Source organism: Methanocella arvoryzae MRE50 (genome assembly GCF_000063445.1).
Lineage (GTDB): Archaea > Halobacteriota > Methanocellia > Methanocellales > Methanocellaceae > Methanocella_A > Methanocella_A arvoryzae.
The window spans coordinates 2,564,149-2,588,601 of record NC_009464.1 but is presented as its reverse complement, the minus strand read 5'-3'; the positions used below and the strand labels follow the sequence as shown (position 1 = coordinate 2,588,601).

At 53.9% G+C, this 24,453-nt stretch carries 22 protein-coding genes and 1 tRNA gene; 9 read left to right on the top strand and 14 right to left on the bottom strand.

The annotated features are described in order from the left end of the window. Nucleotides 1-11: 11 nt before the first annotated feature. Both RCI_RS12690 and RCI_RS15965 read left to right on the top strand, forming a co-directional pair. Nucleotides 12-221 carry a hypothetical protein gene (locus tag RCI_RS12690; protein ID WP_012036851.1) on the top strand — a complete coding sequence of 70 codons (210 nt, stop codon included), beginning with the start codon at nucleotides 12-14 and terminating at the stop codon, nucleotides 219-221. 226 nt (nucleotides 222-447) lie between these two features. After that, complete coding sequence (locus RCI_RS15965) at nucleotides 448-2,352, top strand: sensor histidine kinase (protein WP_012036850.1); 1,905 nt, start codon at nucleotides 448-450, stop codon at nucleotides 2,350-2,352. A gap of 526 nt (nucleotides 2,353-2,878) precedes the next feature. Here the strand turns inward: RCI_RS15965 and RCI_RS12680 are convergent. Further along, on the bottom strand, nucleotides 2,879-3,100 hold the full coding sequence (locus RCI_RS12680) for a hypothetical protein (protein WP_048198585.1): 222 nt from the start codon (nucleotides 3,098-3,100) through the stop codon (nucleotides 2,879-2,881). Nucleotides 3,101-3,276: 176 nt separating this feature from the next. Here RCI_RS12680 and RCI_RS12675 point away from each other — a divergent pair, with 176 nt between their 5' ends. Further along, nucleotides 3,277-5,688 carry an Ig-like domain-containing protein gene (locus RCI_RS12675; RefSeq protein WP_012036848.1) on the top strand — a complete coding sequence of 804 codons (2,412 nt, stop codon included), beginning with the start codon at nucleotides 3,277-3,279 and terminating at the stop codon, nucleotides 5,686-5,688. A gap of 15 nt (nucleotides 5,689-5,703) precedes the next feature. Here the strand turns inward: RCI_RS12675 and RCI_RS15960 are convergent, their stop codons facing one another. Next, nucleotides 5,704-7,497, bottom strand: a complete 1,794-nt coding sequence (locus RCI_RS15960; RefSeq protein WP_052309984.1) for a histidine kinase N-terminal 7TM domain-containing protein — start codon at nucleotides 7,495-7,497, stop codon at nucleotides 5,704-5,706. 334 nt (nucleotides 7,498-7,831) lie between these two features. Between RCI_RS15960 and RCI_RS12665 the strand changes: the two genes are divergently transcribed. Both RCI_RS12665 and RCI_RS12660 read left to right on the top strand, forming a co-directional pair. Then, a complete protein-coding gene (locus RCI_RS12665; RefSeq protein WP_012036846.1) occupies nucleotides 7,832-8,482 on the top strand; it encodes a potassium channel family protein in 651 nt (216 codons plus the stop codon). A 35-nt stretch (nucleotides 8,483-8,517) separates the two neighbouring features. Next, on the top strand, nucleotides 8,518-9,975 hold the full coding sequence (locus RCI_RS12660; protein WP_012036845.1) for a TrkH family potassium uptake protein: 1,458 nt from the start codon (nucleotides 8,518-8,520) through the stop codon (nucleotides 9,973-9,975). Nucleotides 9,976-9,979: 4 nt separating this feature from the next. Here the strand turns inward: RCI_RS12660 and RCI_RS12655 are convergent, their stop codons facing one another. Next, nucleotides 9,980-10,441, bottom strand: a complete 462-nt coding sequence (locus RCI_RS12655; RefSeq protein WP_012036844.1) for a GyrI-like domain-containing protein — start codon at nucleotides 10,439-10,441, stop codon at nucleotides 9,980-9,982. A 170-nt stretch (nucleotides 10,442-10,611) separates the two neighbouring features. Here RCI_RS12655 and RCI_RS12650 point away from each other — a divergent pair, with 170 nt between their 5' ends. Beyond that, nucleotides 10,612-11,424 (top strand): aminoglycoside N(3)-acetyltransferase, encoded by an 813-nt coding sequence (locus tag RCI_RS12650; protein ID WP_012036843.1) that lies wholly within the window; start codon nucleotides 10,612-10,614, stop codon nucleotides 11,422-11,424. A 3-nt stretch (nucleotides 11,425-11,427) separates the two neighbouring features. On the opposite strand, the gene RCI_RS12645 is transcribed toward RCI_RS12650, so the two are convergent. From RCI_RS12645 to RCI_RS12635, 3 genes are read right to left on the bottom strand one after another with little or no spacing between them, the layout of a single operon-like run. Beyond that, nucleotides 11,428-12,042, bottom strand: coding sequence for an SOUL family heme-binding protein (locus tag RCI_RS12645; RefSeq protein WP_148266625.1), 615 nt, complete (start codon nucleotides 12,040-12,042; stop codon nucleotides 11,428-11,430). 54 nt (nucleotides 12,043-12,096) lie between these two features. Beyond that, nucleotides 12,097-12,894 carry a DUF169 domain-containing protein gene (locus RCI_RS12640; RefSeq protein WP_012036841.1) on the bottom strand — a complete coding sequence of 266 codons (798 nt, stop codon included), beginning with the start codon at nucleotides 12,892-12,894 and terminating at the stop codon, nucleotides 12,097-12,099. A gap of 14 nt (nucleotides 12,895-12,908) precedes the next feature. Then, on the bottom strand, nucleotides 12,909-13,373 hold the full coding sequence (locus RCI_RS12635) for a flavodoxin family protein (RefSeq protein WP_012036840.1): 465 nt from the start codon (nucleotides 13,371-13,373) through the stop codon (nucleotides 12,909-12,911). A 170-nt stretch (nucleotides 13,374-13,543) separates the two neighbouring features. Between RCI_RS12635 and RCI_RS12630 the strand changes: the two genes are divergently transcribed. Both RCI_RS12630 and RCI_RS12625 read left to right on the top strand, forming a co-directional pair. After that, nucleotides 13,544-14,632 carry a PAS domain-containing sensor histidine kinase gene (locus tag RCI_RS12630; protein ID WP_012036839.1) on the top strand — a complete coding sequence of 363 codons (1,089 nt, stop codon included), beginning with the start codon at nucleotides 13,544-13,546 and terminating at the stop codon, nucleotides 14,630-14,632. Between the two features lie 255 nt (nucleotides 14,633-14,887). After that, nucleotides 14,888-16,096, top strand: coding sequence for an ISL3-like element ISArch12 family transposase (locus tag RCI_RS12625; RefSeq protein WP_012036672.1), 1,209 nt, complete (start codon nucleotides 14,888-14,890; stop codon nucleotides 16,094-16,096). A 55-nt stretch (nucleotides 16,097-16,151) separates the two neighbouring features. Here RCI_RS12625 and RCI_RS12620 read toward each other — a convergent pair. Together RCI_RS12620 and RCI_RS12615 are read right to left on the bottom strand one after the other, a co-directional pair. Beyond that, nucleotides 16,152-16,235, bottom strand: a tRNA-Ser gene (locus RCI_RS12620). Between the two features lie 142 nt (nucleotides 16,236-16,377). Continuing rightward, a complete protein-coding gene (locus RCI_RS12615) occupies nucleotides 16,378-17,373 on the bottom strand; it encodes a YkgJ family cysteine cluster protein (protein ID WP_012036838.1) in 996 nt (331 codons plus the stop codon). A 116-nt stretch (nucleotides 17,374-17,489) separates the two neighbouring features. On the opposite strand from RCI_RS12615, the gene RCI_RS12610 reads away from it, so the two are divergent. Continuing rightward, nucleotides 17,490-17,993, top strand: a complete 504-nt coding sequence (locus RCI_RS12610) for a GNAT family N-acetyltransferase (RefSeq protein ID WP_012036837.1) — start codon at nucleotides 17,490-17,492, stop codon at nucleotides 17,991-17,993. A 6-nt stretch (nucleotides 17,994-17,999) separates the two neighbouring features. Here the strand turns inward: RCI_RS12610 and RCI_RS12605 are convergent, their stop codons facing one another. From RCI_RS12605 to RCI_RS12580, 6 genes are all read right to left on the bottom strand, one after another. Further along, a complete protein-coding gene (locus tag RCI_RS12605) occupies nucleotides 18,000-18,251 on the bottom strand; it encodes a hypothetical protein (protein WP_012036836.1) in 252 nt (83 codons plus the stop codon). Between the two features lie 134 nt (nucleotides 18,252-18,385). Further along, nucleotides 18,386-19,066 carry a SprT family zinc-dependent metalloprotease gene (locus RCI_RS12600; protein ID WP_012036835.1) on the bottom strand — a complete coding sequence of 227 codons (681 nt, stop codon included), beginning with the start codon at nucleotides 19,064-19,066 and terminating at the stop codon, nucleotides 18,386-18,388. A 300-nt stretch (nucleotides 19,067-19,366) separates the two neighbouring features. Further along, entirely contained in the window at nucleotides 19,367-20,122 is a 756-nt protein-coding gene (locus RCI_RS12595; RefSeq protein ID WP_012036834.1) for a sugar phosphate isomerase/epimerase family protein, read from the bottom strand. Nucleotides 20,123-20,186: 64 nt separating this feature from the next. Next, complete coding sequence (locus RCI_RS12590; protein WP_231844844.1) at nucleotides 20,187-21,440, bottom strand: MFS transporter; 1,254 nt, start codon at nucleotides 21,438-21,440, stop codon at nucleotides 20,187-20,189. A 177-nt stretch (nucleotides 21,441-21,617) separates the two neighbouring features. Next, nucleotides 21,618-22,898, bottom strand: coding sequence for an MFS transporter (locus RCI_RS12585; RefSeq protein ID WP_012036832.1), 1,281 nt, complete (start codon nucleotides 22,896-22,898; stop codon nucleotides 21,618-21,620). A gap of 131 nt (nucleotides 22,899-23,029) precedes the next feature. Next, nucleotides 23,030-24,235: an MFS transporter gene (locus RCI_RS12580; RefSeq protein WP_012036831.1), complete on the bottom strand. Its 1,206-nt coding sequence runs from the start codon at nucleotides 24,233-24,235 to the stop codon at nucleotides 23,030-23,032. Nucleotides 24,236-24,453: the final 218 nt, after the last annotated feature.

Genomic DNA, 24,453 nt, shown 5'->3' with positions numbered 1-24,453 from the left:
TATTACAGTACATGAAGAACGCCGGAAGCATCGAAGAAGTCCTGGTACCCTGTCCCATGTGCGGCAAAATACACAAGGTTTCCGCGCGAGATGCCAGAGAACATGAGCACGTCACACTGCCATGCGGAGCCGTCATCGGTAGCGTAGGCGTGCTGCGGAGAATCAGCGACGCCGAGGAGCGGGCGAAAAGCTTGCAGAGTAAGCTCTATAAGCTGGGATAAAACAGCCTTACGATTGCACGACTGGATTACTGCCGGATCTACAGCACCCCCATTTTTCAAGACCATACCAGTTATACGCTAACCGATAAGCAACGTGGTGCCCGAGGCTCAGCGGCAGCCATGATATTCTACAGAATAAATGTTTTAGGCGATATAACACTTCGCGGACATTAGACCATTGTATTTTAGCTAATAATTACTGGCAAGTTTTATATAACATGTAATAGTGGAAATTATTCTATTCAAGCGGTTGCATATTGCGGCAGGGCTGATTGGAATGGATGGGGATGCGGGAGTAAAAAATGGGTCGAACAGGATCGGGCTAATGATTGTGGCGATGTTCATCACGAGCATCGTTAGTTTTATTCTGTTGCTGGTACCGGCAGATGGCCAGAGCCTGGCCAACAATCTGGTACAGGTGATCTTGCCGCTCTTCTGCATGGTTCTGACAATTAAGCTATACTTTAGCGAGCGTGACCGGAACATCAAGTTCCTCAGCATCATATTGACCGCCGCTTTGCTCTTCTGGACGATGTCCAGCAGTGTATGGTACCTGCTGCCTATGATAATCCCTCCCGCCCTGAAGCTGGGCTGGTACATCAAGGGAGCCGGAGCGATAGTATGGCTAATCAGCTACTGCATCATTGCATACGGGCTTTATACCCTGATAAATTCGAAACAATGGTACATAAGCCCGTCCAGATCCAGGATTATCAATATTGCCGGGTTGACGCTGGCGATTGTTTTTCTCGCCTGGGTGCTGGCCACCATCAACTGGCAAAGCAGAGATCTGGACGATATCCTGATCTTGATGATCTACATCCTGCTGGACATCTACATCGTCAGCACGTTTTTCAAGCTGCTCCTGATGAACCTGAAAGTCAACCTGAAGTACCTGCTCATATCCATTTTCGTATTCTGCCTGATAAACTCCATTGGAGATATAGTGAACATAGTTAACTTCCTCATGGGCATCCGCATTATATCCGAAAACCTGTACTACATTACAGGTATTATTTACAATGCGTCCATCCTATTCCTCTCCTCGGCACTGTTTGTATACACGACTAACGACATCCGGGAAAAGACGCTGGGAAACCTGATAAAGAAGCTCAAGGACACTACACTGGCGATGGAAAACATAGTGATGAAATCACCCGACGCCATGGGCATATTTGATACATCGGGCAGGGCAGTCCTGGTCAACGATCATTTCCTCGAAGTCCTCGGGATGAAAAGGACAGACATATCAAGGCGCCTCAACCTCTCGATGCTGCCGGAGAAGATCCCGGAGATATCCGCCGAGTGCCTGGCCACGCTCAGGGAAGGCACAAGTACGACGATACCCCTGGCCGAGTTGCCAGCTTCAGGAGATAAACCGCCGGTATACCTGCAGGTAAAACTATACCCGATAATGGCCTCGGACGACCAGATCGAAAGCTTTGCAGTAGTCATGGAGGACATCACCGAACGGGTCAAGCTGGAACGCGAACTCAAGATATCCCTCGACGAGAAAGACGTTCTGCTGAAAGAAGTGCACCACAGAGTGAAAAACAACCTGCAGATAGTCACCAGCCTCCTGAGCCTGCAATCCGCCTACCTCTCCGACCAGAAATCGATCGACGCGTTCAATGAGACCCGGAACCGGGTCATGTCGATGGCTCTGATCCACGAGAAGCTCTACAGGTCCAGAGACCTGGCCCGGATAGACTTTTCTGAGTACATCCAGATGCTCGCATCCCAGATTTCGACCACGTACTCTATGAAAGGAAACGTGGCCATGAGAGTCAATGTCGATAAGATCCTGATAGGCATAGACATGGCTGTACCATGCGGCCTGATGATCAACGAGATGATCTCCAACGCTATGAAACATGCCTTCCCGGATGGCAGGCCGGGAGAGATTGTGATCGACATGCATGAGTACCCCGGCGATGGCGAAAAGCAGTACCTCCTCAAAGTGAAGGATAACGGAATAGGGCTTCCCGAGGGCTTTTCCATAGAAAAAGCCAGCTCCCTCGGCATGATCTTGATCAGCAGCCTGGCCACTCAGCTGAACGGCAGCCTGGAGATCAGGTCCGACGGCGGCACCGAGTACAGCATACGGATACGAGAGAAGAGCGACCTGTGACAGGATTGCCGATCAAGTAGCTAAAACAATAAGACTATCAGGTTGTCTCATAATTCATTGCGATTGCCTGTTAAGATAATACGATACCCAAATGCATAATTGTATCCTTTCAGGATGTACGCCTTTTGAACGCCTGCCAGGGCAGGCGTTCTCGAAGGCGATCCGTATACTATCGCTGCGCTGTGTGTTCTCTGGTTGCCCGGATTCTGTGAGACAGCAAGACGAACGCTGCGCTGTGCTGGGACACAGATTTAACAGATTGTACAGATTGCACAGATGAACACAATAGATAATACAGGTAATGAACGCCTTTACCATCTGATTCGACGATCATCTGTGCAATCTGTATCATCTGTGCAATCTGTGTCCAGGCACAGCGCAGCGATCGTCATCACATCGCCCGCATCGGACGCCTGCAATTGCAGGCGTTCTGGCGGGCGAAATTACAGTATAAGATCGTACGGTTTCTCTAATAAGGATAATTAGTTCCTTATTGTATAATGAAAATGAATTATGTGACAGCCTGCTATGTCTGAAGCACGTACTTCTTCAGCACTTCGATGACGGCATAGATGATCAGCAGCACCGGCGGTACGATCACGATCAGTACTATCAGTGTCTGGGACCACCCCTCCAGCCAGGGCAGCATTCCTTTATACTGGCATATCAGGACTACCCCGCAGACCACCCACACGATGAAGAGGAATGGCGTCAGGAAAGCCTGCACGTTCCGTACAATTGAGCTCATAGCAGTATCACCAGGTTATCTCTTCTGATTAATGGCTTCGGTTACATATAACCATTGATCACAAACGCAGCCGCCCGGAATACTTTCAATTAACAGATTATGAGAGTAATATTATATACTGAGAATACTTAGCAGACATAACAAGCGAGTAGTATACAATATGTTGTGGGGTCACTATGAAGGACAAATATCGGCTATACAATGATCGGCTTTTCCAATGGCCGGGCGTCTGTTATAAAATCCTGAATATAGTCACAGTCAGCATAGTTCTCCTGGGATTGCTCATAAGCAGCGCATCCGGTCCCATAGGAGTATCGTTAGCCGCGTCACCGCTGGCTGAAGACGACGCATACACCACGGACGAAGATACACCCCTGAACGTGCCAGCCCCCGGCGTACTGAGCAACGACGCAGATAGTGATGGTGATACCATCACTGCGATCTTGATCGCCGGGCCCGTGAACGGAGCACTCACACTCAACCTGAACGGATCGTTCGCCTACACTCCAAAGCCAGACTGGCATGGCACCGATTCGTTCACGTACGTAGCAAACGATGGTACCGCAAACTCCAGTGCGGCCACAGTTACGCTGACGGTCAACCCGGTCGACGACATGCCGATAGCTCTTAATGACGATTACCAGGTGGCAGAGGATAACACGCTGACCATAGCAGCCCCAGGAGTCCTTAGTAATGATGTGGACCCGGAGGGGGGCACCTTAACGGCAGTATATAATTCACTGCCGAATCACGGCACTCTGACGCTCAACGCCGACGGCAGCTTTGTATATACCCCCTCGACTAACTACCATGGCACCGACTCCTTCACCTACAAGGCCCTCACCTACAGGGGCCTCGACGGCACCGCAGAATCCGACATAGCGACTGTTACTATCACAGTAAATCCGATCAATGATCTCCCGGTTGCCGGTAATGACACATACACTACTTCTGAGGATGCCCCGCTGATCAAGAGTACTGTCAGCGAGGGCGTACTGGGGAACGACGCAGATATCGACGCAGACAGCCTGACCGCCATCATCGTCACGAGTCCTGCGCACGGTGCTCTCTCCCTCAACCCCGACGGAACCTTCACCTACATCCCGAACGCCAACTTCTACGGCACCGACTCCTTCACCTATAAAGCCAATGACGGCACCGCAGACTCCAACACAGCGACAGCCACCATCACTATCACACCGGTCAACGATGCGCCCACAGCCGTAGATGATTCTTACAGGATCGACAGGAATACGTCACTATGGGCAGCCCAGGGCGTGCTCCACAACGATGTTGACGTCGAGGGAGACAATATGATCGTGATGCTCGTGACAGGCGTTACCCACGGCACGCTTGCCTTATACTCGAATGGGACATTTGCATACACACCTGAAGATGGGTACCTGGGGATTGACACGTTTACCTACAAGGTGAATGACGGCACTGAGGACTCAGTGACAGCCACAGTAAGCCTGATTGTAAACAAGGCCCCCGTAGCAGGTGATAATGCATATAGCCTGAACGAGGATACCACTCTGGCCATAGCAGCCCCGGGAGTGCTCAATGATGATGCAGACCCGGATGGGGGCACCTTGACGGCAGTACTTATGTCGGGGCCGGATCACGGCACTCTGACGCTTAATGCCGACGGCAGCTTTGTATATACCCCATGGGCTAACTATCATGGCCTGGACTGGTTCACATACAAGGCGTACGACGGAATCGAATACTCGGAGCCACGGACCGTCACAATCACCGTAAACAGCATCAACGACGTGCCGGTAGCCAGCGATGACAGCTATGAGGTCAGCGAGGATTCTACGCTATCCCCGCAGGTCCCGGGCGTGCTCGGGAACGACTGGGACGCTGACGGCACCCAGATGGGCGCATATTTAGTCTCAGGCCCCAGCCACGGTTCACTGACGCTTTATAACAATGGATCCTTCCGGTATGTCCCGGCCTCTAATTACTATGGCGAGGACTCGTTCAAGTACACCGCCGGGGACGGAAGCTCGAATTCAAGCGCTGCGACGGTGAGAATCAAGGTCAACCCGGTGAACGATCTCCCCTCTTTTAAGAATCCATCGTACCCGTCCAGGACGGAACCAGGCAAGCCTATCAGCTTCAGCCTGTCGTTTACCGATCCGGATCCAGAAAATACCCACATTGCCACAATCTACTGGGGTGACGGCGCAAAATCGTATGCATCGGTCAGCGAAAGCTCAGGATCGGGCACGATCACGGGAGAGCATACCTACACCGTACCCGGCAAATACCGGATCACCACGTTCCTGATAGAGGTGGACGGGGAGTCGGTTTCGTATCAGACCGACGAAATCAACGTCACCACTGTAAGTGATAGCGATACCGGCTCAAGCGAAGGCAGCAATGGAGACAATTCGGGCGAGGCAACACCGACACCGGAGCCGACAATCCAGCCGTCGCAGGCTCCGACAGGCACGCCATCCCCATCTCCGGGGACTGACGGATCGGTCACGTCCACAATAGTGTGGCTGATGTTGGCGGTTTTCGGAGGGCTGGCAATAATCGTCACCGGATACCTGGTATTCTTCAGGCGCAAGAGCTGAAAGTCTGACAGTAGCCTACCCGTGGGCGGCTTTGTCGAGGCCCTTACTGAAGGTGATGATAAACGTCGTCCCGGGACCGTCGGGATGCTCGATAAGCCCGCCCAGCTGTTCGGTCAGGGTCACGACCAGCTGCATGCCGAGGGTAGTGGTATTCCGGAAATCGAGGCCGGAGGGCAGCCCGATGCCGTCATCGCTCACGGAGAGGCGATACCCTCCGCCCGCCCAGGTCATAGCTACCTCAATGGTTCCGGGCTGCCCTCCCACAAACGCGTACTTCAGGCTGTTCGAGATCAGCTCGTTGATGATCAGGCCGCAGGGGATCGCCGTGTCGATATCCAGAGAGATGTCGTCGATCCGGGCAACGAAGGTAACTTCGGGGCGGATCACGTATGACCGGGCCCAGAAAGAGATAAGGTTCGCGACGTAGCCCTTGAAATCGATGCTCGCCAGGTCTCTGGACAGGTATAGCTGCTCGTGGATCAGGGCCATGGACTTTATCCGGTTCTGGCTCTCCTTCAGGCTGGCGCGAGCAGCCTCGTTCGTCATTGTGGAGATCTGCAGGTTCATGAGGCTGGAGATAATCTGGAGGTTGTTCTTCACCCGGTGGTGTATCTCTTTCAGCAGCAGCTCTTTCTCTTTCAGCGAGATTTCCAGCTTTTCTTCTGCCTGCCGGCGGACTTCGATCTCAGCCTGCAGTGCCTTTTCCACCTGCTTTCGCTCGGCAATCTCGACCCGGAGAGACTCGTTAGACCGGGTGATCGCTTCTTCTGAGAGCTTATGCTGAGTGATATCCCGCAGTGCAACGAGCCTGCCATAAAACTTGCCGGGGCCGTCGTCGATGGTAGATACACGGACGTCAAGCCACGTTTGGGCGTCCGCCTCACTGACCACGATCTCGGTCGTCGTGCCGAGGTTGATACAATCGATCAGTCCGGGCCATCTGGACAGGACTTTTTCTGCAGACTGTCCGAGCGAATCACCGGTAATGCCCAGCAGACTCTCAGCTGCCGGATTCTGATCGACAAGCCTGCCGTCCTTATCCAGCACCAGCATCCCGTCTGGCATGCTCCTGACCAGCAGCTCTTTTGCCACCGGGACCAGCGGGAACAGTTGCTGATGGTAGATGCTCCATGCGAAGATCATGATAGTAGCAGTGAGCGCCGGAGGCGTGATGTCGATGCCGGCCGGTTCCAGGCCTAAAAAAATGATAAGGCTGCTGGCTATAGGGATCATCGTCGCAGCCATAAGGGTAAGGGCTTTGCGAAGGTCGCTCTTATAGGAACTCATGGTAGTCAATAGCATGAGGCAAAAGCCGGCCAGCAGCAACAGGTAAGTGTATGCGAGGTTGATCGAGAGGAACAGGCCATGTCCGAGTATAGACAGGTCACCTGCGGCCCGGGGCCAGATCAGCCCGTGCCATTCATTCGTCAAGGCGAGAATGCTGGCGATCACGGGGATTACCCATATCCAGTGAATTTTACTTTTTAAGATCCAGTGGCTGCGATAGCCGTAATCGAGGACGAACAGCAGCCACAGCGGGCCTGCACAGGTGACGGCCACATATTGCAGCCGGATTACCGTGTTCAAAAGGAATTGGTCTGTGGCAGACAGCTCTATCAGGCACATGAGGGCCCAAAAAGATAAGGCGGTCAGTAACAGGGAAAAATACCTGCCGCCGGGCATGCTACGCCGCTGCCATATGTGCATTACCAGTATGATGGCCACTATCACAATAGTAGCGTAGCCGATCTGACTCGTGGACAGACAGAGTACCAGAATATCAAGCCCCGTGCGGAAATCCAGAATCATCAACAGGCGAGATAGTCAGGGATGATACTACTATAGCCTGTGGAGATTACTACAGTAATGATGGCGGACATAATAATCTTTCTAGTACCAGGTGCAATAATATTTATTTATTCGTTTATATTCAACATATCGGTGATTACTTTGGACATGAATTCCTTCAGCCGACTACCCCGGATGCAAAAGTGAAGGTGACATGTAGCAGACGGAGTAATGACGAAGACGAGGGCACAGTATAAAATCACGGTGGCCCTGTTGATAGTTTAAAGCAGTTTTATATATAAATTATTAATATAATTATGTAAGATAATTTATAAAAGCCTCAGGAGCTACCTTTTTGTACATCATCATCATCGGGCTGGGAGGGATAGGCAGAAGCCTGGCGAAGATAGCGGTGGCTGAGAAGCATAACGTGATGGTCATCGATCGGAACGCTGAGAGGACCGAGAACATGGCCTTAAAGTACGATCTCGTAGGCATCACTGGCGATGCCTCGATGCTGTCGACGCTGGAAGAGGCGAACATATCAGAGGCCGACGCGGTCATCTGCACAACGGGAGACGACAACGTAAACCTGATGGTCGTGCTCAAGGCCCTGGAGCTTGGAATCAAGACTGTCACGACAGTAGTTAACGAGCAGGAAAACATCGAGATTTTTAAAAAAACAGGCGCTATCATCCACAAAGACCCGGATGCAATCGTGGCTGAAAACATCTTTAACTCGATCTGGAGGCCGGGCATCAACGCCTTCACTTCGATGGCCGGGGGAAAAGCCGAGATCATAGAGGTGATCATACACGAAGGGTCTCATGCCGCAGGGAAGGCCATCCGGGAGCTTGGCCTGCCATCAAACACCCTGATCATAGCCATCGAGCGCGGCGACGAAGTGATCATTCCGGAAGGCAGCACCCTGATCCTGCCCAACGATTCGCTGTACGTGTTTGCCAGAAGCGATGTCGTGGATAAGGTTTCGAGCATATTCCAGTAAGTTCAGGCATATAAGAAACGGCCCGGTGAGGGAAATTGCCGCGGAACAATGATTTAAACATCATCCTCGGGGATCTGAAGAGCCTGTTTTCAATTGCAGCCGTGCTGATGTCCGCAATGGTTGTCTCCAGCCTGCTCTTCTGGGAACTGAGGAGCGCTGCCGGCTTTATCGCAGGGATGCTCGTCAGCCTGATCATAGCGGCGGCGATCCACTCGATCACGCCGAGGTCGGAAGCGCTCGAGCTTAAGCACGCGATTATCATCGCAGCCCTCGCTTACCTCTTAATCCCGGCAGTGAGCGCTATCCCCTATATGATCAGCACAGGGATGTCGCCTGTAGATGCCTATTTCGAGTCGATCTCGGGCTGGACGAGCAGCGGCTTTACGATGCTACCAGCGCCGGACAGCATCGGCCACTCAATGCAGCTATGGCGCAGCGTGACCCAGTGGATCGGCGCGGTGGGCGTCATTCTGCTGATGGTGACTGTCCTGATCCGGCCGGGCACCAGCGCTTACATCCTTTATCAGTCTGAAGCCAGAAAAGAGAGGATAAGGCCAAGCATAAGGTCGACTGTACGGACAATCTGGAAGGTTTACTTAGCGCTGACGATCATCTCTTTTTTTATCCTGCTACTGGCGGGGATGCCCGCGTGGGATGCCCTGAACGTTTCCATGACCGCCATAGGGGGAGGCTTCACGCTCTACTCAGACAGCATAGGCCATTACGACAGCCTCCCGATCGAGATCGTGCTGCTGCCAGTCATGATCGCCGGGGCGATACCTTTCGCTGTCCTCTTCATGATGTTCAAGCTGAAGCTGCATACGATGATCTACGATATCCAGGTGAGGACTTTTGCAGGCTTGATTGCCACTGGTTGTCTGCTGCTGGTGGCCCAGAACTACTTTTACTTTTACAACGACCTGTTCAGCGCCACCAGGTATTCGGTTTTCCAGCTCGTATCGGCCATTACAAGCACGGGTTTGCAGACCACGGACATTTCCGGCTGGTCCCCCACCGCGCTCCTGATCATGTCCATCGCCATGATCATAGGCGGATGCGCCGGGTCGACCAGCGGCGGCATCAAGGTCGCCAGAGAGATTTTTCTGGTCAACCAGATCAAGCTCTGGCTGAAAAAGACCCTGCTGTCAAAAAAAGCGGTCATCGTGATCAGGCTGGGACAGCACAAGGTAGTCGAAAAAACGATAACGGAAGAGCTGAACGAAGCCACCCTTATCTCGTTCCTCTGGATCCTGAACATCCTCGTCAGCATCATGCTGCTGGCCAACATCCTGGGACCGGAAGTCAGCCTCTCCAACCTCATCTTCGAAGTGTGCTCAGCTCAGGGCAACTGTGGCCTGACCACCGGTATTATCAACCCGGCTATCAGCCCTCTGGCAAAGCTGATCTTCATAGCCGACATGTGGATGGGGAGGCTGGAGATCGTCCCGGTCATACTGCTGTTGAGGACCGTGTTCAGAGGTTTTGGCAGATAGTAGTTTAGCTCTTAATCGGGAAGAGGATCAGTGTCTGCAGCTTCGACGGCTCGGTATCCATCGGGCTGTTATAGTAAATCTCGTAGGCAACTCCGGTCGGCTCCAGCCCTTTCTCGGCGATCAGCTTTGCCAGCGCATCGTATGCCGGGGCTATTTCCTGGTATGGGCCAGTGTACATGCAGGTTCCTGTCCTGCCACCAGGGATCCGGGAAGGCTGCACGACGCCTTTGCCCGGCAGCTCCCGGTTCACCGGGAAACCGATTTCGAGGTCCAGGTCAGTCATGTCCATATTGTAGTAGGCCACGAAGGGCGCTCCCGCAGGCTGCTCGCCAAGCTCGGACATGTACTGGATGATGGTCCCATAGGTCTGGCCGATCACATTGGGCAGGTTCTCCACAGGCGACCGGGTGCGTACAGATAAAGCCTGCTGTACAGGCAATTCTTTGATCTCGCAGGTAAAAGGCATAGAATCATTTACTCCAGAGAAGCATGATAAGATTGTAGCTTTCAGCTAACTTTTGCTCTCTTATATGAAAATATTAACGTAAGAGCTACCTGAAAGTAACAGCGTGTCGTGACCTCACAAGAGAGTATACGTACAGGTTCATAAGTAGTTATAGCAGGCAGGACTATATTATGAGAGAGTCTGAGATTATTCAGAAAACCCCGGAGCCCCGCACAGTCGAGAGCATATCGAGAGACCTGCGGGCGCTGGGATTGCGAGAAGGCATGACAGTCATTGTGCACGCTTCCCTCAGCTCGATAGGCTGGGTGTGCGGCGAAGCGGTAGCCGTGATACAGGCGCTCCTCAACGTGGTCACAGAAGAGGGCACCCTCGTCATGCCTGCACAAACCGGGCTCTCAGACCCTGCCGGCTGGAAAAACCCGCCTGTGCCTGCCCCGTGGGTAGCGATCATCCGGGAGACGATGCCTGCATACGACGCCGCCGTCACCCCTACGAGAGGGATTGGCATCATCGCTGAAACTTTTAGAAAATGGCCAGGGGCAGTCAGAAGTTCCCATCCTAACCTTTCGCTGTCCGCCCTGGGGAAAAATGCCAGACGGATAACAGAAGGCCAGACTATCGACTATGCCCTCGGGGAAAATTCTCCCCTCGCCCGCATCTATGATCTCGATGGGTACGTGCTAATGCTGGGCACAGGATACGATACCTGTACCTCGCTTCACCTCGCCGAGTACAGGGCTCCCGGTGCGAAGCCCTGCAGAGACGGCTTCCCGATCATGAAAGATGGCAGGCGGACATGGGTAGAAAGCGAAGACATCGTGCTGGACTCCGATATTTTCCCCCACATCGGAGCGGACTTCGAAGAGAGCGTACAGATATCCAGAGGCTACGTCGGCTCCGCCGGGTCCAGGCTGTTCCGGCAGCGGGAGGCAGTCGACTTCGCCACGAAGTGGCTGACGGAGTACCGGAAGAGCCACGGCTGAAAGTCAGACGTCGACCATGATCTCGTTATGCCTCAGGAACCCCGGTATCCAGGGCGGGTCATACCGGGCCAACCGGAAACTGGACTTCGGCTCCAGATCATTCCCTCTAAGCCAATCCTTCAGCTCGCCTATTTTCTCCCTCACCTTCGGCTCGTGCGAGTGGCCGGAAAACCGTATGACCGCCACTTTATGGTCAGGTATCTCAGTGAAGCCTATGGACTCGTTGTCAGGCCTCGGCAGGGTCTCGAGGGTGTACCTCCCGGGCATGATAAAGCCGACGCGGTAAACGCCTTCTCGCCTGGGCTCCATGATCACCGGCACAGTCATGGGAATGGTCTCTGTGCGCTCCCCGACCTCTCCAGTGGCGGGCATGGTCAGAGGGACTTTTGTCCGCACCCGGTTATGGCCAGTAATGTAGCCGAACAGCGCCCGGAAACCCTCATTCAGCGCGGTGTCGAAGTCAGCCTCCACGTCCACATGGGCGAGAACGTAGCCGTTGTACCGTCGTACCTCAAAACTACCGTCCTGCTTCAGCGTTTCGTATGCTGGCTGCTCTACGGACATAATTAGAATCTTGGCGGGCGGAATGAAAAAATCAACGAAAGATTCCGCCGGCATCGATAAAAGGTTGTTAGTAGGCCAGCGGAAGAAAACGAACGCTGCGCCATGCACCTATTTTCTCGAACAAACATCATCTCTTACCACAGGGTAAGCTACCTCCGGCCTCCTGACAATGAACGAGCTGTCGAGGTCCTCGCACATGGCGATCGCCAGCTTTACAGGGATGCCGATCCCGAGGCAGTTTTCCGGGAACCAGCAATTGCCTGTCGGGTCCATGGGCCCCAGGTAGGCCGAGTCTGCCGGCGCCTTTTCTGCCATGCCGGCCGGATAAGTGATCCACGATGCGCAGGTCGGGCCCCAGGCGGCCCTTACCGGGTTGAAGGGGTCCGCGCTGCGGAAATGGATGAGGGCTGACAGGTTTCTGATCTGCTCGCTGTTGCCGAAACAGATGACTGCCCTGACACCCGGATCCTGATCCAGGTCTTCGCAAGCCCGCACTACCGTGTAGGTGCCGGGCGGGGTGATGATGCCGACCGCGTCTTTGGAGGCCCTGACCAGCTCCGGGCTGGCTTTCAGGTACTCGGCTGCGCCATCCCTGAACTCTCTGGTCCCGTACGACACGAAGTACTCCAGCGCCGGGGCCAGTCTGCCGTAGCCAGTCCATCCGATTCCGCCCGGACAGCACCCGGCCATGGCACCCTTGCCGAAGTACAGAGGAGGCATGTCAGCGCATGCCGAGGCAGCGAACATTGCCTTTGCGATACAGCGGTCTACGGAGGTCATCGGCCTCCCGCCGGCCGGAACGGTCTCCGAGCCGTAGATGCAGAGCGGCCGAAACTTGAGCCTGCCGGCTACCGCCAGCTTTTCACCGATTTCTTTTGGGGAGAGAGTCATGGTATCCGCATCCATAACAGTTCTGAGCATCAAAACGACTTGCTGATTACGTCCACTACTTCAGCAATGTTGCTATCCAGGCTGGTGCCTCTCCATACGATGACTCCGGCAGCGCCCACTTTCCCGCCCCTGACTTCGGCTTCCTTCTTAAGCCTGTTGACGGCCCCGCTGCCGCCGGTCCATCTAAAGGGCAAGCCTTTGGTGACGAAGCATGCGACCTTTTTACCATTAAGAGGAGGTAGCTGCTTCATGTAGGCAGCCATGACTGGTGCAAGGGAAAATGCCTGCACCGGAGAGCCGAAGACCAGCCCTTCGTACTGATTTAAGTCAGGCAGATTGCCGAACTGGATGTTCTTCCCGTCTTTCTCGCCGCTGAGGGGCACGAGCCTCTCGACAGCAGCTGAGTGTCCTGCAGCAGTGAGCTTGTTTTTGAGGTTTTCGGCTACGAGCAGGGTGTGGCCGGTCTGGGAGTAAACGATGATACCGATCTTCATAGGTAAAAGTTGTTGCTCGCCACGGATTAAGATTTGCCCCTATTGCGGCTGGAAAGGAAGTGGTTTATCCGATACAGGCGTTAATGGTAGTCCGCCGCATCGTATAGCAGGTACATAATATCAAAAATATATTTAATCATTTTTAGTGTTTATATGATCAGGTATCGAAGTTGGCGGGCAAAGAGATATTGTACGGAAACGAGGAGACCTTTAAGTTCGTCGTAGACCACATTCTGGAAATCATGATCGTGATGGATACGAGCCACCGGATCACTTTCGTAAACAAGGGTTTCTTCAGGATAACAGGATTTGCCATTGAAGAAACCGTAGGCAAGAATATTACCGACTTCTTAGTCGACGCCCGGCCCGGCGCAATCGAAGAATTGTTCCATCGACTCGATGAACAGCCCGAAAGCCCGCCGATACTGATCCGCAAGAAAGACGGGGAAACAATATGGGTCGTAGTGGCTCAATCCGGGATCCGCTCCGACGATGGGCACTTAATCGGCCTGCTCTGGTCTGCCGCCGACGTGAGACGCCTGATGGAAACTGAGGACAGGCTCAGAAAGGCTAACGAGCGGATTAACCTGTATCTCAGCCTGATAACACACGACATGAGCAACCTCAACCAGATAGCCCTGTCGCACCTCGAATATGCTTTATCAGCGCTGGCGCTTAAAGAGGAAGAGAAGAAATGGATATCGGCGCCACTGGATGCAATACGGAGAAGTTCGAAGTTGATACAGACGATGAGGACATTACAGAAAATAGAGGTCACCAGCCTGAAACTGGTTCCTCTGGATCTGTGCAGGATGATCTCAGAGGTATTGCCCATATACTCCCATATCCCGGGCAGAAACATCGCCATCAACTTTGTGCCAGGGCATGATTGTATGGTCCTGGCGAACGAGCTTATTAGCCAGGTATTCTCCAATATCCTGGACAATGCCGTTAAGCACTCACCGCCAGACAGGGATCTGACCATCGACATCAGGGTAGAGCACACAAAGGTAAAGGATCAGGCCTACTCAATGGCCATCATAGAGGACAATGGCCCGGGCATTCCCGACGAGCTTAAAGCCCGGCTGTTCCGCGTCCCTTTAAGCAGGGGCGAACATCAGGTCCGGGGAGGGCTGGGATTATACCTTGTCGGAAGGCTGATCGAGTCCGCCCGGGGGCAAATCAGGGTAGAAGATCGGGTGCCCGGCGACCACACGAAGGGCACTAAGTTCGTGATCATGTTGCCGGCCGCGAACTAGCAAGAGTATGGACATTGAATTACAGGAAAACGAATACGATCACAGGAATTACTATCACAGGAAAACCTTTTGAGAAAGGTTTTCCGTGAGCCTTTCCAAAACTTTTTACTAATGCAACTCCTTCGGAGTTGCGAGTTATTACTTAATATTGTAATATAAGTAATAAGGGCTCTTCTCCAAGGTTGGGATTGAGTCCTGTTGGCTGATCGGTAAGTAGTAAGGCATCGTTTGCTCTTTTAGTTTTGGCAAACAATCATGAGTAAACGATGCAAATACTCGATGGTATTCAGTACCGTGTATAATTTTCCAGGCTTTAAGATTGTTGGTCTGAGCGTGATGACCATGCTGGTTGGCATGGTGGTCATCCAGCTCGGACGATCGAAGCATAAGGTCCGGTGTCCTTGCTGTAACCGTGTGGTGAAACGTTTTGAAGGCTCGTATGGCCGGCTTGTCCGTCACCTGGACTTCTCGGGGTTCGAATGCTACCTGTACTTTGAGGAGTACAAATTGCATTGTAAATGTGGGTACCGTGGGTATGAGGATGTGGGTTTCGTAAGGGATTACAGTAATTGTACAAGGGCGTATGAAGCGTATGTGGGCCGTCTCTGTGATCATATGAGTGTGAAAGAAGCGGCGAGCTTTGTAGGGTTGGACTGGAAGACGGTTAAGAACATCGATAAAGAATCTATTCGGTCAGCCCTGAAGGGTTTGTCCGAGGTGCATCCTGTCAGGATTGGTGTTGATGAGATCGCTTATCAGAAAGGGCATAAATATCTCACGGTCGTCCGTGACGTGGACCATGGTTATGTCCTCTGGGTTGGCCTGGACCGTAAGAAGGAGACTCTGAACGCCTTCTTCCAGGAGCTTGGACCTGAGAAATGTCAGTTGATCAAGGTGGCAGTTATGGATATGTGGGATCCCTTTATCGCTAGTGTGAAAGAGTACACGAGGGCGGACATCGTCTTCGACAAGTTCCATGTCGCTAAAAAGGTGAACGAAGCGTTGGATTCGATACGCCGACACGAGTTCAGGAATGCTGGTAAGGATGAGCAGAAGGAGTTCAAGAAAAAACGTTTCCTGATCCTCCTGAGAAACGAGAATGTGCCACCTGACCGACGAGAAACCCTCAACAGTCTCCTGGAGAAGAATCAGACCCTGTACAGTGCATATGTGCTAAAAGAGCAACTCCTCAGCATCCTGGACGAAAAATGCTACGATGTCGCCATACGACGATTGGAAACCTGGAAGGCCAATGTTCAGGAGTCCGGCATACAAGAATACGACAAAGTGGTGAAGACCATTAACAATTACCTGTACGGCATCCACAACTACTTCAAACACGGAGTGACGAATGCCGCCAGCGAGGGGTTCAACAATAAGATCGGGCTCATCAAACGTAGAGCATACGGTTTCCGGGACATCGAATACTTCATGCTAAAAATAATAAAAATATGCGGCCTCTAACCCCGATCCCAAACAGGGAGAAGAACCGTAATAAGGAAAGAAGTAATAAGGAAAGCGCCGCGGCGGAGATTTGAACTCCGGAGCTCTTTCGAGCACAGGTTTAGCAAACCTGCTCCATACCAGGCTTGGATACCGCGACAATATGACAGAACACTGAATCAGTGCAGAGGCCTTATCTACCTTTATACTATTTAAGTATTTCCGGCGCCTCCGCAAGTCCATTCAATGAACTGCAACTAATTATATTATACATCACATATATAATTTACTCAGGCCTGAAATCATCCCCCGATAGCGAGCCCGACCGCTCTGGTCGAAGACCCGTCTTCTGGCAGGAAGAACACGTATACGGGGCGTGCTCCGCCGGCGGAGAGGCGCTCTACCGCAGCGGCGTCGGCTTCTATCTGGAACCCTATGGCAACTTTATCTGCGGAAGACCCGTGAACCGCGCTGATCCGGACTTTGTCGCCTGTCGTACCGGCGGCGAAGAAGGTCCTTCCGAGGTCCATCCGGCCGCTTTCCACCAGGGCGCGGAGCGCTTCCACGGAAGTCGCATCTGTTTTCGCCAGCAGGTACTGGCCGATCCGGGCGTCTTCCTGGACGGAGATGTCAGACGGCTGGCGGACGAAGGAGACTCCCGCGCCCCAGACACGGGCCTGCAGTGTCATCGCAATAATGCCCGTCAGCGGGCTGTCGGCCAGCGATCCGAGATAAGGCCGGGCGAGGTGAGTGAGCACGATCTCTCTCATGACCCCGTCGCGCAGGAATGAGTCAGTGACGTCGTAGGGCACGGTGAGATCTACGTGTTCGGGCCTGATGGTATTAAAGTAAAGCTCGTCCGTCATGTAGGCGATCGTCTGATCGGTCAGCACGTCTGCATCTCCTATCATCTCCACCGTGTCGTCCAGCTTGAAGAGGTCGCAGGTCGCCTCGAGCATGGGGTATTTCGACCTGACAAACGCCTTCATCTCCCCGGCTTTAAGGTACGGCTGCCGCTTGGGATATGCGCGACAAGCATAAGGACGGGCGTCGTGTACGCTGCACAGCTTCCCGTCTAAAAACGGGCACCGCTGCTCTACCGTCCGGATGTACATGTGGATCATCGGGTTTAGCGAAGTCTCTCCGATCTCACAGTAACGGCTGAAAAGCTCCGCCGGCGGGGTATTCAGGCGCTCTGCCAGCCGGAACAGCTCGTACGACGTCAGCTGGATCAGGTCCTGGTTAGCGCAGCACTGGCCGCACATCGCACACTCGAAGGGTCTGATGTCACCACTCATGTAGGTCTACCACAGCATCGATATTGCGAGGGTATTAAAATAGTTTTGTGGCCAGAGTGCAGGGGAAAAGAGTAGGTATTAATAATCATGACGCAGATAGCTGTCCCTGAGAGGGTATGCGTACGGACACTGTCAGCTTTGAGGAAATCGGAGAAGAGCACCTCGACGCGGTGCTGGGCATCTACAACCACTATGTCTTGAACACGACCGCCACCTTCCACGCCCACGCGTTCGGAAGAGACGAGTTCAGGGAGCTGGTGTTCTTCGACAACCCGCGGTACCGGACTTACGTGATAAAGGAAGCTGGCATCATCTGCGGCTACGTTTTGCTGACGCAGCACAAGAAGCGGGAAGCGTACGACGAAACTGCCGAGGTGACCGTATACCTGGCCCCGGGCAGCGTCGGGAAAGGCCTCGGAAGCAGGGCGCTGCAGTTCATCGAACAGGTAGCAGTAGAGCGCGGGATTCACGTGCTGGTCGCCACGATCTGCGGGGAAAATGCCCGGAGCATCGGGCTGTTTGAGAAAAACGGCTACGATAAGTGTGCCCATTACAGAGAGGTCGGCCGGAAGTTCGGGCAGCGGCTCGATGTGGTCGCCTACCAGAAAATCATCGGCTAAACGGGCTTACGGGCCAATGATCTCCCACGCCTTTTCTATGATGGCACATTTCTCCACGTCGTCGAAGGGGAACTCGTCGAGCTCTCTCGCCACTTTCAGGGCGTCTTCCCGCAGTTCTTCCACCGATATCGTGAGCACACCATTGACGGCAGAGTCTGTCCTGAACTGCAGTATCTCGCGTATCCTTGATACCAGCTTGAACATCGCCAGCTGAGTGGTGTCTTCCCCGTGCCTGTGTACTACGGCAGCGAAGTCCATGATACAGAGTCAGGACCCGACAATATATGGGTATCGCGGGTTAAAAACGTCATGCTGCGATTTGATCGGCCCCCCGGGGCAGCTATTCCGCAGTCATCCTGCACTACGGAAAAAGAAAAAAAGAATCCCCGGGCTTATTTCACGAGCTGCATCAGGCAGCTCTCGTCGTACTCGCCCGGGTGGCAGATTGCGCAGGAGTGCTTCTCTGACCAGCGTTTGTACCGCCTGACTTCTCTCCCGCACTGGGTACACTTGTAAACGGTGATCTTCGGGCGGATGTGGGCGCGGAACTCCTGCAGGGGGATAGTCATCTGATCCTTGGTGATCTTGATCAACATTCTCTCGTCCGACTTTTCGCCGCAGTCGCAGAACTGGACGGTGCTGAAAGGCCGGTAAGTGGAGTAGGTCTGTCCGCAGGCGCGGCAGCGGTAGTGCCACTTATCCCGTTCTACGAACAGCTCATTCGTCCTTGCTGTAGGGGAGACGTTCATCATCTCGCAGGCGCTGCGGAAATTGTGGCCGCGGTGACCCCGCTCGCCATAGAAGTGAAATGCGTAAATGTGAGCGACCTCGTGCTTCAGCACCTCGTCCATCACTTCCCACCCGTACTTGTCCATGTACCGGTAGGAAAGGACGATGCCAAGCGGGTTGCTGTGGGCATAGCCGATACGGCTCAGCAGCCGGTCGCTGATCCGGAGCATGATGTCCGGAATCCGGTTATCAAAGTAAACCTTATTGATGTTTTCGAACCGTTCCCGGGTATCGCTGAGGTACCCGTTCATTATCTCCATTCTCAAAGCCCGATCGTATTCCATCCACTCACCTTTCTGTGGTAAAGCGTCTTATGCTTGTAATGGCCTTCGAGCCTGGCCGGCTCGAGACGTTCGATAGCTCTATTGATCGTGTGGCATCTTGCCAGCACAGAACCTAAATAAATGCATATCTTTTATTAACTTTGTCGTTTTTGCTTGCCCGGTTTGAAAAACCGGCTGATTATTTCAGTTAAAATGAAATAATTGTTAAAAATGGCTTGCTATTTTATATACAATGAGCTGTGACATTCGTATTTGCATTTATATGGCGTAATCGCTTGCAAAGCAAGCAAAATCGCCGTATTACGCCGGCATTATTGAGCGCAGTATAGCCTCACGGCCTTTAAGTACCTTGCCGTAGTCGTCGATCTCTATGATCATCCGGTCCTGGCCCCGCAACATTTTCAGGTCGAGGATGCCTTCTCCCGGGCAAAGATGCTGATCACGTTCGCCCATGTTATCGTTGACATGCAGGTAGGAGATTTCAGGCATCCGCAGGAATTCCTGTGGCTCTGCGCACAGGATCGCGTGGCCGACATCGATTGTAACGCCGCAACCGCAATGAGCCCGGAAATCAGATAGCTCTTCAGGCGTATTGCACAGATACTGCTTTGAGGCAGGCATGTTCTCAATGGACAGCGTCACCCCGGCAGACCTCGCGTAGTCAGCGGCCTCCCCGAGCACCTGTTTTGCGAACTCCACACCGACATTGCGGACTTTGTCCTTGTGAACGATGCCCGGGTGCGTCGTCAGGCAGGAGGCGCCGATGGCGGCTGCAAGGTCAGCCGTTTCCCGAAGCTGGCGCAGCGTTTCCTCACGTATGCCGGGATTCATGCTGGCCGGGTTCAGGTCTATCGTCGGGGAGTGCAGGTAGAGGTCAATGCCGGAGCCTGCAATACTTTCCCTGATCGTATCTTTATCCGCCTGTCTGGGCCACTGGGGGCCTTCGCAGAGGATCTCGATGGAGCCGAACCCGTCTGTCCTGGCCGCCTCAGCCCATTCGGGCGGCGTCTTCCAGAAGAGCGAGAGGGTGGAAAACCCGATCCGGACGGTTCTCATAAACAGTACTCTGTAGATAATCGACCATAATTTTGCCGATGCGGGGCAAGGCTTACCGCGTCAGCTACATGCTGACCTCCACTTCCCGGAGCGGGGTCTCGGCCTTCTCCTCATACCTGCGGAAGAATTTGAAGTAGAGGACGGCGGCAAGGCCGTAAAAGATGCAGGCGCTGTAGTACGGCATCGTGTAAGCCCCCCAGGACATCAGGACGCCGGCGATCAGCGAGCCAATGGAGATCGCTATGTAGTTCCCGGTAGAAGTGAGGCTGGAGACGGAGGCCATGTCCTCAGCGTCGACGATCTCCATGGAAAAGCTGTTGCTTATCGGGGAGGACATGTTCATGAACAGCATACGCAGCACGTAGGCCGCCCCGGCAAGGTAGAGGTTAGATGTCAGGGCCAGCATTACGAGAAAGGGTATAGAGCAGAGGTAGGAGAGCGCGATCATCCTGACTTTGCCTATGCGGCGGGCCAGATAGGGCACGATGACAGCACTCGCGACCATTGAGATCTGCGCCAGGGAGAAGATGATGCCGATCTCCCCCGTGGTCGCATAGAGCACTTTATTAAAGTAGACGTTGAAGAACGGGACGATAAGGCCTGCACCCATGCCGATCAGGCAGCTGATCAGCACAAGTTGCCGGACTACTCTGGACTCGGCAAGCCTGCGGACAAAGGTTTTCATATCACCCTTCACAGAACAGGGCTTCTTGCGGTCCTTGATGAAGATCAGCGGCACGACGCTCAGCGCAGCTATAGCCAGAGAGATCATCAGGGTATACCTGTATGCGTCGACCCCGATCTCCTGCAGCCCGAAAAAGGCCTGGCATAGCTGGGGCAGATAGCCGCCTGCCGAGGTGCCAATAATGGTGGCCGCCATGATAGTGCCGAAGCTGATGCTGAACACGTGCAGGCGGTTTTCCCGGGAGCTGTTCTCGACCAGAAACGGGTGGCCTATAACCGTAGGAATGGCGCCCAGGATGCCGTTCAGGATGCTCAGCACCAGCAACAGGTCAGCGGACGTGACCGTATACAGCAGATAGAGTGTGACTGAGGTCAGCAGGCCCGATGTGACCAGGCACATCTTGCTGCCCATGCGATCGCAGCACTGGGCTGCTGGAAAGGCGAACAGGCCGGTAGAGATCATAGAGGCGGAGATGATTAGCCCCAGGAACTGCTCGGTGTACCCGAGCTTGATCACGTACAGGTTGAAGATGACGTTGTAGATGCCTATATAAAGGGACATCAAAAAGGTGAATATGACGAAGGCCCTGGCGTTAAATGTCGAGTTTTTCAACGCGCGTATATAGTCTAACATCAGCGACCTGCCCACCGACATAGTTTAGACAAAAAGTATTGATTAACATTTTTTGCTGATAGAGCATGGTACTCTGGAAAATCAGTGGCAATGAGCAGAGGGAAACCAGAGTGAATGCAGGGCTGCTGCTGTTTGAATCATGGCCATATTCTATGATCTACAGGACTCTGGCACCCTCTAATCTGCAATGGCTTTGGCCAGCGGCCGGAGCAGAGGTACGGCCTCCACATCCTTGAAATAGTGGTAGAGCAGCACCGCGGTGGCTATGTAGCCGGCGCAGGTAAGGATAAACGGCACGGTATAGTTCCCGTGGGAGATCAGCAGGCCGCTGATAAACGAGCTGGCGGATACGGCGAGGCAGCTGCCGGTGGACATCAGCCCTACAGCGAAGCCCTGCTCGTGCTTCTTGATCTGCTCCATCTGGAAGCTGGTCGTCGCCGGGCCGGCCATGTTGATCAGGAACATGTAGACAACGTAGGCGCCGGCAGCGATCACGAAGTCCTTGGTGAAGGCCATCAGCACCACGAACGGCGCCGAGATCAGCTTGGTGAACACGGCGGACCTGACTTTGCCGATGTGTGCGGTCAGGTACGGGGTGATGATGAAGCCCACCAGCATGAAGGCGCCGGCGGCCGCCGAGATGACGCCGATCTGGAACACGTCCATGTGGAGCACTTTCATGAAGTAGACGTTGAAGTACGGCACGATCATGCCCGAGGCGACGCCGAAGGTGACGCTGGTCAGGGTGAACTTCAGCACCGTCGGGGACGGCCGCAGGTCTTTGAGCGAGAACCTGAACTTCGGCTTATGCGGCTTAGTAATGGGCGACGGGTCAGCACAAGTCCTTCCTTTTTTCAGCAGCAGCGCAAACATGCAGCTTATGGCCAGCAGCGTCATGGAGGCAAGCAGCGTGAGCTGGTATCCGCTACGCCCTATGGGGAGGTGGGCGATCATTAAGCCCGGCAGGACTCCGCCGAGGGCGCACCCTATCACCGAAGCGATCCAGCCCAGCGAAGCGTTGGCGCTGAAGACATGGACAGTCCCGTTACGATCACAGTTGTCAGACAGGATCGGGGTCAGGCAGACCGCGCTGACGGAGCCGAAGATTCCCCCTGCGGCGCTGAACAGAAGCATCACAGCGGGGTCTCTCAACAGGAAAACCGGCAGGGTAGCCGCCATAGCGAGCACACTGGAGATGATCAGCAGCTTCCGGCGATCGAACCGGTCGCACAAAACGCCGGCCGGGATGGACATAGCGGAGGAAGCCATGAGAGAGATGGAGAGCAGCAGCCCTAAAAAGTCCGTCTTGTAGCCCATCTCCAGAATGTAGAAGTTGAAGATGAGACCGTGAATACCGGCGTAAAGCCCCATAGCGATGGTGCGGAGCAGCAATAGCCGGACGTTCCGGTTGAAGCTGGCGACCGTACTCACGTAGTTTTTTATAAATTCCGTTTTCATCCCTCCTGCTAGTGGAATAGGGGGTGTGGCAGGACTAGTTTATAGTCTTCTGCCTGCGCCTCCGGCGGTCAGAAAAGAAAAGCAGGTGGCGATACCTGCGCCTGAGGGCTCAACTCGGAGCATGAAGAGGATCATGCCGTCGTGGAGCCCGGGTTTTGCCGGCGCTCACGGTGGCCGAAGAAGTAGTATAATAGCCCGGCTGCCGCGAGGTACGCGATGCAGGTGATGGTGAACGGCAGCACGTAGTTCCCGCCGACCATGAGCAGGCCGCTGACGTAGGTGCTGGCGGCGACCGCGAGGCTGTTCCCCGTAGAAATCAGGCCTACGGCGAACCCTCGCTCCTCCGGATGAATGACTTCCATCTGCAGGCTGGTCGTCGCCGGGCCGGCCATGTTCATCAGCATCATACGCATGATGTACGCGGCCGAAGCAGCCATCAGGTTAGTCGTGATCGCCATCAGGATCAGGAAGGGCAGCGACGCCGCCTGAGTGATGACCGCCGAGCGGGCTCTGCCGATCTTTTCAGCCAGGTAGGGGATGAAGATGAAGCCGGCTACCATGAAGATGTTGGCGACGGCGAAGATCACCCCGGTCTCGAAGATGCTCGCCCGGATGATCTTAGTGAAGTACACGTTGAAGTATGGGACGACCATGCCGGATCCGAGGCCGATGATGACGCTGATCGCCGCAAACTTGAGCGTTTCCGGGGACGGCCGCACCTTCGTTATCGAGAACGGCTTCGTGGTGTGCCTTCTGGTACATTTGCCGCCCTTGAGGAACAACAGCATTGCACAGCCCGCGAACAGCAGCACGACCGAGGCGATAAGCGTGAGCTGGTAGCGGTTTGCCTGCAGGTGCAGCAAAGGCCAGATCATGGGTACCAGGCCGCCGAGGGCGGCGCCGACCACCGAGGCAGCCCATCCCAGCGCCGCGCTGGCGCTGAACACGTGGACCGCCTCGTCTCTCTCGCAGTTCTCGGTCAGGAAGGGCGTAGCGCAGACGGTGCTGATAGATCCCAGCATGCCGCCGAGAGCGCTGGCCACCAGCAGGACCGGCGGAGAGGACGATATGAAGAGAGGCAGCACTGCCAGTGCAGACAGGAAGGTCGAGCCGACCAGGATTTTTTTGTGGTCGAAGCGATCGCACAGGAAGCCGGCCGGCACCGATGCTATCGAGGCTGCGAGCAGAGATACGGAGAGCATCAGCCCGAGGAAATCGGTCTTGAAGCCCAACTCCAGGATATGCAGGTTGAATACGATACCGTAGATGCCCGTATAGATGCCCATGATGAACACCTGGGCCAGGAACAGTTTGACGTTCCGGTTGAAGCTTAACATGCTGCGTATATACTGGATTATCATACTGATCGCCGGTTTTTGGGCAATCTTTTACGCTGCCGGTTTAAAGTCTTCTGCATGAGCCGGAAAGGCCAGGAAAAGGGCGGTAATCAGTAAATTGGCAGTGGATTACCTAGAAACCACATATATAAGCATTTATACGGATTTTTTCACAGATATAAGCACAAAAATCAATGAACGTTTATATTTATAAAAAT

Excerpts from the sequence above, each read along its gene's own strand:
- RCI_RS12645 (WP_148266625.1), bottom strand. The coding sequence starts at position 12,042 with ATGCCGGCGGAATCTTTCGTTGATTTTTTCATTCCGCCCGCCAAGATT.
- RCI_RS12690 (WP_012036851.1), top strand. The coding sequence starts at position 12 with ATGAAGAACGCCGGAAGCATCGAAGAAGTCCTGGTACCCTGTCCCATG.
- RCI_RS12605 (WP_012036836.1), bottom strand. The coding sequence starts at position 18,251 with ATGGACTTCGCTGCCGTAGTACACAGGCACGGGGAAGACACCACTCAG.
- RCI_RS12615 (WP_012036838.1), bottom strand. The coding sequence starts at position 17,373 with ATGAGTGGTGACATCAGACCCTTCGAGTGTGCGATGTGCGGCCAGTGC.
- RCI_RS12580 (WP_012036831.1), bottom strand. The coding sequence starts at position 24,235 with ATGTTAAGCTTCAACCGGAACGTCAAACTGTTCCTGGCCCAGGTGTTC.
- RCI_RS12590 (WP_231844844.1), bottom strand. The coding sequence starts at position 21,440 with ATGTTAGACTATATACGCGCGTTGAAAAACTCGACATTTAACGCCAGG.
- RCI_RS12625 (WP_012036672.1), top strand. The coding sequence starts at position 14,888 with ATGAGTAAACGATGCAAATACTCGATGGTATTCAGTACCGTGTATAAT.
- RCI_RS12640 (WP_012036841.1), bottom strand. The coding sequence starts at position 12,894 with ATGGATGCGGATACCATGACTCTCTCCCCAAAAGAAATCGGTGAAAAG.
- RCI_RS12585 (WP_012036832.1), bottom strand. The coding sequence starts at position 22,898 with ATGAAAACGGAATTTATAAAAAACTACGTGAGTACGGTCGCCAGCTTC.
- RCI_RS12600 (WP_012036835.1), bottom strand. The coding sequence starts at position 19,066 with ATGGAATACGATCGGGCTTTGAGAATGGAGATAATGAACGGGTACCTC.
- RCI_RS12610 (WP_012036837.1), top strand. The coding sequence starts at position 17,490 with ATGCGTACGGACACTGTCAGCTTTGAGGAAATCGGAGAAGAGCACCTC.
- RCI_RS12655 (WP_012036844.1), bottom strand. The coding sequence starts at position 10,441 with ATGCCTTTTACCTGCGAGATCAAAGAATTGCCTGTACAGCAGGCTTTA.
- RCI_RS12680 (WP_048198585.1), bottom strand. The coding sequence starts at position 3,100 with ATGAGCTCAATTGTACGGAACGTGCAGGCTTTCCTGACGCCATTCCTC.
- RCI_RS15960 (WP_052309984.1), bottom strand. The coding sequence starts at position 7,497 with ATGATTCTGGATTTCCGCACGGGGCTTGATATTCTGGTACTCTGTCTG.
- RCI_RS12650 (WP_012036843.1), top strand. The coding sequence starts at position 10,612 with ATGAGAGAGTCTGAGATTATTCAGAAAACCCCGGAGCCCCGCACAGTC.
- RCI_RS12635 (WP_012036840.1), bottom strand. The coding sequence starts at position 13,373 with ATGAAGATCGGTATCATCGTTTACTCCCAGACCGGCCACACCCTGCTC.
- RCI_RS12675 (WP_012036848.1), top strand. The coding sequence starts at position 3,277 with ATGAAGGACAAATATCGGCTATACAATGATCGGCTTTTCCAATGGCCG.
- RCI_RS12595 (WP_012036834.1), bottom strand. The coding sequence starts at position 20,122 with ATGAGAACCGTCCGGATCGGGTTTTCCACCCTCTCGCTCTTCTGGAAG.